Raw genomic sequence first — 8,615 nt, forward strand, 5'->3', positions numbered from 1 at the left:
CTCTTTGTACGTGAGTGTAGTTCCCAGGGTTGCTCTAGCTACCGCGGGAGCGGGTCCCTACGGGCCTTCGGCCCTCCGTTCGCGCCTGACCTTCGGTCAGGCGGCGGACCCGCTCCGCGTGTCCGCACCCGGGCTTCGCCCGGGTGGGCCCGGCGCTTCGCGCTCGGGCCGGCATCACTCCGCTTCGCTCCATGATGCCGGTGGGCTGATGCCCATTCAAGTCATTGAGCTGGAATTTTGGCTGAACTCAAGACAGGCTGACTGGGGGAAGGGGTGGCGTGTCGGGGGCGCAATGCGGGCCGGCTTCACTCCTGCCAGATTGGTCCAGTCCATGGTCCGGACCACTGTTTCGGCCCCATGAAGGGGTGGGGTGCGCTACCCTGGCAGGGTGAGCAACGGTCCCCGGTGTATCAGTCTTGGAGTGTCAGGCGATCCCGCCGGAAGCCGGGTTCGGGCCCACGCTTTTCGGGTATTCGCCGGATTCCTTGGCCGTGGACTGATATCCTGCCGGATAGCCGCTTCAGTCAGGCTTGTATTCCGGTCGGCTGGATTTCTTGGCCGGTCCGTTGGATGTATCAGTAGGGCACTGTCAGCATTTCCCGTGTGGTCCCGTGTGCGGGCTCGGGAATGGGTGAGGGGAGACTCGTCTTCGTGAACGTCGTGAAGCCCGGCCTGATGGCCGCTCAGGCAGCCGCCGGCATCTCGCTGCGCGGACACCAGGAGGAAGCCCTGGAGGCCATCGTGCGGGGCCTGACGTCCCGTCCGGGACACTCCGCCCCCAACGGGTTGCGGGTGACCGTCCAGATGGCCACCGGCTCCGGCAAGAGCTACGTCGGGGCGGCGGCCGGCCAGAAGCTGGTGTCCCGCGGCGTGGTCCTGGTCGTCGTGCCGACTCTGGACCTGCTGGTGCAGATGATCGGCTCGTGGCGGGCGGCCGGGCGCTCCGGGGACATGCACGCCATCTGCTCGCTGGTCGACTCGGAGCTGCCGTTCGGCGTGATGGCGACCACCAGCCCGCTGATGATCGGCATGTGGCTGTCCAACGCCGCGAAGCACCGCCGGCCGACCACCCTCTTCGCCACCTACACCTCCGTCGGTGCGGTCGCCGACGCCTACGAGTATTGGGCGGAGCGCCAGGGCGAGCTGCTGCCCCCGCTCGGGCTGATGGTCTGCGACGAGGCGCACCGCTCCTCCGGCAGCGTGGAGAAGACCTGGACGGTGGTGCACGACCAGGCCGCCATCCCTGCGGACCGCCGGCTCTACATGACGGCGACTCCGAGGATCTGGGCGCCGCCCAAGCGCCCGGTGAAGGGCCGTGAGGGGGCCTACCAGCCGCTGCCGGAGGAACTGGCGGTGTCCATGGACGACCAGCGGATCTACGGGCCGCACGTCTACTCCCTGGGCCTGGCGGAGGCCATCGACAGGAAGCTGCTCGCCCCATTCGAGATCGTGGTCCTGGAACTGCGCGACCCGCTCGGCGACCGGGCCGCGGCCGAGCAGCAGGGCGTGCCGTGGGGTCCGGGGGTCGGCGAGGCCCAGGACGGGAGCGAGGACGAGGTGCCGGCCGCGCGCATCGCGGCCATCCAGGCCGGGCTGGCCAAGACCGTGGTCGAGCGAGGGCTGGAGCGGTGCATCACGTTCCACAACCGCACGATCGAGGCCCGCTATTTCTCCGAGACGCTGAACCAGACCGTCGAGAAGCTGCACTTCGAAAACCCGCAGAAATACCCGCCGGAATTCTGGGCGCAGTGGCTCTCCGGCGAGCACGAGATCGACTACCGGAAGGAGCTCATCGAGGACTTCGGGCGTGGCGAGGAGGACGATGGACTTAAGCACCGGATCTTCAGCAACTGCAAGGTCCTGGGCGAGGGTGTCGATATGCCAAATGCAGATTCGGTGCTTCTCCAGGGCCGGGGCAGCATGGTGGATATCGTCCAGGCCATCGGCCGGGCCCTGCGCATGCAGCCCGGGGAAGGAAAGACTGCCAGCCTGATCGTGCCGGTTTTCCTCAAGCCGGGAGAGGAGCCCGGGGACATTCTGGAGTCCGATTCCTACGGTCCCCTGGTCAAGATCCTTACCGCGCTGCGCAGCCACGACGCCAAGGTGGTCGAGGCCCTCGCGGTGCCGCAGAAGTCCGGCAAGCGGACCAAGGGGCGCAGCGCCGAGGCTGCTTCCGGCCCTGGTGAGAGCATGGTTGTTGCGGGCGGGTCGGGGGCGTTCACGCTGCCGGTGCGGTTCCAGACGCCGGTGGACGAGAACGTGCTCGCCTTGTTCATCGCGTCCCGGGTCCTGGTCGGCGAGACGCAGCTGTGGCGTGAGGGGATCGGGCATGCGCGGCGCTGGTTCGAGGAAACCGGCGGGCTCGACGTCCCTTATTCCGCGCTTGTCGGAGAAAATGGGAATTATCCTCTCGGAAAGTGGCTGTCGGACCGGCGCAGCGAGAATGCGAATGGTGAACTGGCGTCATACCGGGTGGAGATGCTGGACGCGCTCGGGATGATCTGGTCCGTCAGCGACGCCAGGTTCGAGGCCGGTCTCGACTGGGCGCGGGTCTGGGCGAAGGAGCACGGTTCGTCTCTGGCTGCGCCGGCCCGGGCGTGGGTCGGTTCCTACCCGATCGGCACCTGGCTCTCCGAACTGCGCGCCGCCGCCCAGGTGCCGGCCGGGGAGCAGGGCGCGCTGTCGCCCGAGCGGCGGCGGGCGCTGGAGGAGATCGACCCCTGGTGGTGCCCCACTTGGCCGATCACCTGGCAGCGCGCCTACGCCACCGCCCGGCTGTGGTGGCTGGAGTCCGACGGCCTGGTGGACTGGACCGCCCTGCCGCTGGACACGGTGTACGAGGGCGAGCAGCTCGGCCGCTGGGTGCGGGCGCAGCGGGCTGGCTGGCCGGACCTGGCCGAGGACCAGCAGGACCTGCTCGCCGCGATCGGCATCGAGGCCGACGCCGAGCTGGTGGCCGCCAAGGCCGTGGCCGAGGCGAAGCCGAAGGTGTCCCGCACCGACCGGTTCCAGCAGGGTCTGGCGGCGCTGGCGGCCTTCGTCGAGCGTGAGGGCCATGCCCGGGTGCCGCGGTCCTATCGGTCTGCGGAAGGGCTGGCGCTGGGCACCTGGTGGAACAACACCAAGGCCAGGCGGGACAAGCTCACCGAGGAGCAGCGCGGGCAGCTGGAAGCCCTGGGAGTGGCTTGGTAGGGCTGCGCTGCTACGCCCCGGCATGCGGAGGGGGCGAAGCCGTAGGCGGCGGGCGCAACAGCGGGAGGGGCGGGCCAGTGGCCTGCCCCTCCCGATCGCTGTTCAGCCTTCCCGGGCGACCGGCGGCCACCCCCGGCAAGGCCGCGATCGGCCTGTGTCCGGCACCGTACCCCACTGGTCTGTCTCCGCGTTGAGGTTCAGCGCCGTTGGGGGGTGCTGGGCTTCGCCGGGAGCAGTAGCGATTCATCGGTGGTCGCGGGGTCGGCCAGGACGGCTTGGTCCAGGGCGGTGCCGATGGCCGGGTAGAGGTACAAAGCGGCCCTGGTGCGGCCGCTGGCAGCCACACCACGGGCGCCTGGTCGTGAGTGTCCTACTCGGTGGCGTGGTGGAGGTCCTCCGGCGGGTGGGCGGTGAAGACGACAGATAGCTGGTGTCGATCCCGGGTGCTCGGGATCGGTGGGTGAGTGCGATCCGGCAGGGGCTGTTGGCACTCGTTGGAGTGAAGCGGACTGGCTTGGGCTTCTGTGGATTTCGCAGTGCGCTTGGCTGGGGCTGGGAGGGTGGCGAGTCCTGTCCGGGGTGGGCAGTGGGTCTCGTCTGGGTGCGATGGCGGATTTTGCGGTACCGCGGTCGGCTGGGGTCGGCTGGGACGGGGTGGAGTCGACGGATGCGCGGTTCCTTGACCCGGTGGGGCGGGTGCGGCAGTTGCCGTGGGGTGAGGCGGCGCGGGAGGTGGTCCTGGAGGGCTGTTCTCCTCTGGCGGCGTTTCCGGTGCGGCCGGGGAGGCGTGTTGCCCCGGGCTGGTGGTGGTCGGCGACGTGTGGGCGGTTGGTGGCCTACGGCTCGGGGCTGATGCGTACGCAGGTCATGCTGATGGACCGGGATCCGGGGGTCGTCGCGTTGGCGTGCCGGCCGGTGGAGCTGGTCTGGAGCGAGCGCGGCACGGTGGTGGGGCATGCGCCGCAGGTCATGGCTCGGCTGGCTGACGGGAGCGGGCTGCTGGTCGACTGCGTGGGCCGTGAGGGGCCTTCCGCGAGGCTCGCCGCGCGGGCGGCCGTGGTGGCTGCGGCGGTGAGGGCGGTGGGGTGGCGCTATCGGCTGGCCGGGCCTGGGGACCCGGTGGTGGTGGCCAATGTGCGGTGGCTGGCGGGCTACCGGCACCCCCGCTATGGCGCTGGTGGGCCTTTGTCAGATGTCTTGGGGGCCTTCGATCGGCCGCGGTCGGCGGTGGAGGGCGTGCGGTCTGTCGGGGATCCGATCGCGGTGTGGCCGGTGCTGTTCCACGCTCTGTGGCGCGGTCTGCTGCAGGCGCGGCTGGATGTGCCGTTGCACGAGCGGGTCGTCGTCTCGGCGTCGCTGGGTGAGGGGTGTGTGGGATGACGCATCCTGTTGTCGCTGTGGGTGCGAGCGTGCGCTTCGATGGGCGTGAGTGGACCGTGGCGGTCCTGGAAGGTGCCCGGGTCACCCTGGTCGGCGATGGTGGCACGACGGCTGCGGTCCTGTTGCCTTACCTGCTTGCTGCTGAGGGGTTTGAGGTCATCGGCGGCGACCCGGTGCCCGGGATCCCGCCGTTCACCCTGCTGGACGGGCTGCCTGCCAAGGTACGGGAGCGTGCCTTGGACTGGCAGCGGCACGTGCTGGAGGTGGAGACCGGTTTCCCCGACCGCGCCCGGAGCGGGCTGCCGCGGCCCGAGTACGACCCTGCGGTGCGCAGCATGGCGCAGCGGGAGGTGGCGAAGGCGGTGGAGCTGTCGGCGGCGGGGTGGGCGGCGGGTGTGGGGACGGTGCGGCGGATGCGGGCGCGGTACCGGGTGCGGGGGCTGTGGGGGTTGGTGGATGGGCGGGTGGTGAGGGGCGGTTCGCGGTTGGGGCGGGCGGATGAGCGGGTGGTTGCGGTGATCCTGCGGGTGTTGAAGGAGCAGCGTGGCCGGTCGTCGGGGACGTTGTCGCGGCTGCGTCGGCAGGTTGGGTGGGCGTTGGAGGAGGAGTTCGGGGAGGGGGCGGTTGTTCTTCCGCCGGCGTCGACGTTCAATCGGCTGGTACATGCTCTGGCCGATGGGCAGGGGCTGCTGGGGTCGGCGGTGCAACGTCGTCGGCGCTCGTCGCGGCCCACTCCCCCGTTCACGCCGACGGTGGCGCTGCGGCCGGGCGAGTTGGTGATGCTGGACAGCACACCGCTGGATGTGATGGCGGTCTTGGAGGACGGGGTGGTCGCCAGGCTGGGTCTGGTGATCGCGCTGGATGTGGCGACGCGGAGCATCTGCGCGGTGGTACTGCGGCCGGCCGGGGCGAAGGCCGTGGATGCCGCTTTGCTGTTGGCCCAGATGGTGACGCCTATGGCCATGCGGGCGGGCTGGGACGAGGCGCTGTCGATGCGCCGGTCGGCGGTGCCTTTCGAGCGGCTGGTCGCTTTGGATGCGCGGCTTGCGGGTGCTGCGGCGCGGCCGGTGATCGTGCCGGAGATGGTCGTGGTGGACCAGGGCGCGGTGTTCGTGTCGCAGACGTTCGTGGGGGCGTGCGAGAGCCTGGGGGTATCGGTGCAGCCGGTTCCGCCGGCCAACGGCCCGGCGAAGGGGAACGTGGAGCGCGCCTTCCGGTCGATCGGGACCGGGTTCAGCCAGTACGTGGCCGGCTGCACGGGTTCCGATGTCTCCCAGCGGGGCGAGGGTGTGGAGGAGGAGGCGGTCTGGAATATCGCGCAGCTGCGGGACCTGCTGGACGAATGGGTCGTGGCGGGCTGGCAGGAGCGCCGGCATGGGGCACTGCGGCACCCGCTGTTGCCCAAGGTCAGCGTGTCGCCGAACGAGATGTGGGCCGCGCTGGTGGGGCTGTGCGGGCATGTCCCGCTGCCGCTGTCGGGCACCGACTTCGTCGAGCTGCTCGAGGTGAAGTGGTTGGCCGTCAACGACTACGGGATCCGCTTCGACTACCGCACCTACGACCTCGACCACCCGTGGCTGAACGACTGCCGCGGACGGCGCTCCGCCCGGCAGGACAAGAAGGGCCGGTGGGAGGTCCGCTGCAATCCGCACGACCCGGGCCAGGTGTGGGTGCGGACGCCGCAGGGCTGGCTGGAGGTGCCGTGGGTGCACCGCACGCTGGTGACGCTCCCGTTTACCGCCAACACCTGGGACTACGTCCGGGGGACGGTTGAGCGCCGGGAGGGCCGGGCGGAGCACGAGGCGCAGCTGGCGCGGGTGCTGGACGATCTGCTGCGCCGGGCCGACAGGGGGCTGGGCAGCAAACGCGAGCGCGCTGTCGCGGCGAAGGCCCGCGCAGGTGCCCTCGCCGCCGGCACCGATCTGGGGCGGGTGGCCGGCGGTGGGGCTTCGGGGCTCGCGGCGGCCTTCGGCTACCAGGATGTCGTGGGCGTTCCCGGTGGCCGGGGGTGGCACGACGGGGATGACGCGGACGGCGTGGACGAGGAGGTTGTCGGCGGCGAGGAGTGGTGGGCGGACGACCCGGGTGAGGACGGTCAGGACGATGCGGGCGGTGATGCGCCGCACACACGGTCTGAGGGCGCGGGCACGCCTGTCTGTGGGCAGGGCACGGCGGCCAGCCCGGAGCGCGGGTCGGCACAGTCGGGCGCCGCGCCGCGGCCGGCGCGGGCACCGGCCTGTGCGGGGGCGTCGGATCGGCAGAGGCCAGGTGCGCCCGGACCGGGCACACGGCACGGCGGCGGCACGTACGACGCCTATGAGGAGGCTCAGCGTTGGACGGCACGATGACCCCCGCTGGGGGCCCGGCGGTGCGGGAGCTGGCGTCGCAGGAGCTGACCACCTGGGACGGGTGGCAGCGCTTCGTGGACGCTCCTGATGCGCAGCCGGGCGATGTCCTGGACGAGGAGTGGGATCTGGAGGAGCGGGAGCGGTACCACTCGCGGTTCGTGGTGCTGCGGACCCCGGCGATGGACAGGATCTCGCTGTCGGTGCGGCGGCTGCTGGCGCTCAACCGGGGGCAGCAGGGCGGCGCCAGGCGCGGGCTGATCATCTCCGGGCCGTCGACGACCGGGAAGACCACCGCGATGCAGCAGCTCGGGCGGACGGTGGAGATGGCGGACCGGCTGCGGCACCCGGGGGTTCGGGATCGGCTGCCGGTGCTGTTCGTCACCGTGCCGCCGTCCTCCACCCCGAAGATGCTGATCAGCGAGTTCGCCCGGTTTCTCGGTCTCCCGCTGGCCGAGCGGATGAACCAGGTCCAGATCACCAACGCGGTGTGCGAGTTGCTGTGCGATCTGGGCACCCAACTGGTGCTGGTCGACGACGTGCACCTGATGGAAACGCGCAGCCGGGTCGGCGCGGAGACGTCCGACCAGCTCAAGTACCTGGGCGAGCGCATTCCCGCGACGTTTGTCTACTCCGGCGTCAATGTCGAGACCTCTCCCCTGCTGACCGGGGTTCGCGGGGCGCAGCTCGCCGGACGGTTCAAGATCCTTCGAAACCCGCCGCTGGCCTACGCGACCGCCGAGGAGCAGGCCGTGTGGCACGACCTGCTGGATGACATGGACCGGGCGCTGCGGCTGCGTCGGCATGTGGCGGGCACGCTGCCGCGGCATGCGGCCTATATCCATGCCCGGACCGGTGGCAGGATCGGCAGCCTTTCCCACCTGGTGCGTGAGGCCGCGATCGCGGCGCTCTACGACGGCGGCGAGCGGATCACGAAGAAGCTTCTGGCGGGGATCGAACTCGATACCGCTGCCGAGCAGCAGGCTCGTCCGCGGAGGCGCGGGCTTGTCTGACCGGAACGGGAGTACCTGTCAGGCTTCATCCGGCGCCGACGTCGGCCGGACGGTGGAGTCGCCGGCGACACAGCGGCTGTCTCCCGTCCCGCTGAGTCGGCGGCCGGGTCCGGTGAGGGTGGCTCCGTTACCTGGCGAGACGACGCTGTCGTTCTTGCAGCGTCTGGCCGGCCGGTGCCGCCTGGATGTGAAGGTCCTCGTGTCGGCTCTCGTCACCCACGACGGGGTGCAGCGGATGTTCAAGGACTACAAGGCCGACGGCGAGGTGTACCTGAACGCGGCGGCGCGGGAACGGGTGGCCGCGTTCTGCGGCGTGCCGCAGGAGCATCTGCGTCGCGCGTTGCCCATGTGGGAGCAGGAGGAGCCTCCGGGAACGGCGCTGTGGGGACCGGCAGGCCAGTTCCGCGCGCGGAAGGCCATCGCCAGTGCCGCGGGGGTGGCATGCCGGTCGTGTACGGCGGCCCGTACCGGGTGTGCGGCCCCCGCGCGGGTGTACCTGCCAGAGCACGGTCGCGTCTGCCGTCGCCACCGGGTGTGGCTGGTGGGGAGCCACCGGGTCGGCGGGGACCTGCTCGACCTCACGCAGATCGGCATTGAGTGGTGTGCATCGTGAAGTGGCAGGTCACGGGCCTGGTGTGATTCCGTGCCCCGGTGCTCGTGCTGGTCACGCGCGGCAGTCTGCCGT

General features: G+C 70.7%; 6 protein-coding genes. 5 read left to right on the plus strand and 1 reads right to left on the minus strand.

Features of this window, described 5'->3' with window-relative positions; all coding sequences use genetic code 11:
• Nucleotides 1-651 precede the first annotated feature (651 nt).
• A complete protein-coding gene (locus AB0O11_RS38600) occupies nucleotides 652-3,192 on the plus strand; it encodes a Helicase associated domain protein (RefSeq protein ID WP_363397111.1) in 2,541 nt (846 codons plus the stop codon).
• Nucleotides 3,193-3,389: 197 nt separating this feature from the next.
• Here the strand turns inward: AB0O11_RS38600 and AB0O11_RS38605 are convergent, their stop codons facing one another.
• On the minus strand, nucleotides 3,390-3,536 hold the full coding sequence (locus AB0O11_RS38605; protein WP_363397114.1) for a hypothetical protein: 147 nt from the start codon (nucleotides 3,534-3,536) through the stop codon (nucleotides 3,390-3,392).
• 310 nt (nucleotides 3,537-3,846) lie between these two features.
• Here AB0O11_RS38605 and AB0O11_RS38610 point away from each other — a divergent pair, with 310 nt between their 5' ends.
• The 4 genes from AB0O11_RS38610 (at nucleotide 3,847) to AB0O11_RS38625 (ending at nucleotide 8,543) form a co-directional block, all read left to right on the plus strand.
• Nucleotides 3,847-4,572, plus strand: coding sequence for a TnsA-like heteromeric transposase endonuclease subunit (locus AB0O11_RS38610; RefSeq protein ID WP_363397117.1), 726 nt, complete (start codon nucleotides 3,847-3,849; stop codon nucleotides 4,570-4,572).
• The gene (locus AB0O11_RS38615) at nucleotides 4,569-6,920 is read left to right on the plus strand and encodes a transposase (RefSeq protein WP_363397120.1); all 2,352 of its coding nucleotides are present in this window, start codon (nucleotides 4,569-4,571) and stop codon (nucleotides 6,918-6,920) included. Before AB0O11_RS38610 ends, AB0O11_RS38615 begins: the two co-directional genes overlap by 4 nt.
• Nucleotides 6,917-7,930: an ATP-binding protein gene (locus AB0O11_RS38620; RefSeq protein WP_363397126.1), complete on the plus strand. Its 1,014-nt coding sequence runs from the start codon at nucleotides 6,917-6,919 to the stop codon at nucleotides 7,928-7,930. The genes AB0O11_RS38615 and AB0O11_RS38620 overlap by 4 nt, the downstream gene beginning before the upstream one ends.
• A 118-nt stretch (nucleotides 7,931-8,048) precedes the next feature.
• The gene (locus AB0O11_RS38625; RefSeq protein WP_363397123.1) at nucleotides 8,049-8,543 is read left to right on the plus strand and encodes a TniQ family protein; all 495 of its coding nucleotides are present in this window, start codon (nucleotides 8,049-8,051) and stop codon (nucleotides 8,541-8,543) included.
• Nucleotides 8,544-8,615: the final 72 nt, after the last annotated feature.

It is taken from the genome of Kitasatospora sp. NPDC093102, from assembly GCF_040683915.1.
Lineage (GTDB): Bacteria > Actinomycetota > Actinomycetes > Streptomycetales > Streptomycetaceae > Kitasatospora.

Bases quoted from the DNA above. Each gene is read 5' to 3' on its own strand.
- AB0O11_RS38620 (WP_363397126.1), top strand. From the start codon at position 6,917: ATGACCCCCGCTGGGGGCCCGGCGGTGCGGGAGCTGGCGTCGCAGGAG.
- AB0O11_RS38615 (WP_363397120.1), top strand. From the start codon at position 4,569: ATGACGCATCCTGTTGTCGCTGTGGGTGCGAGCGTGCGCTTCGATGGG.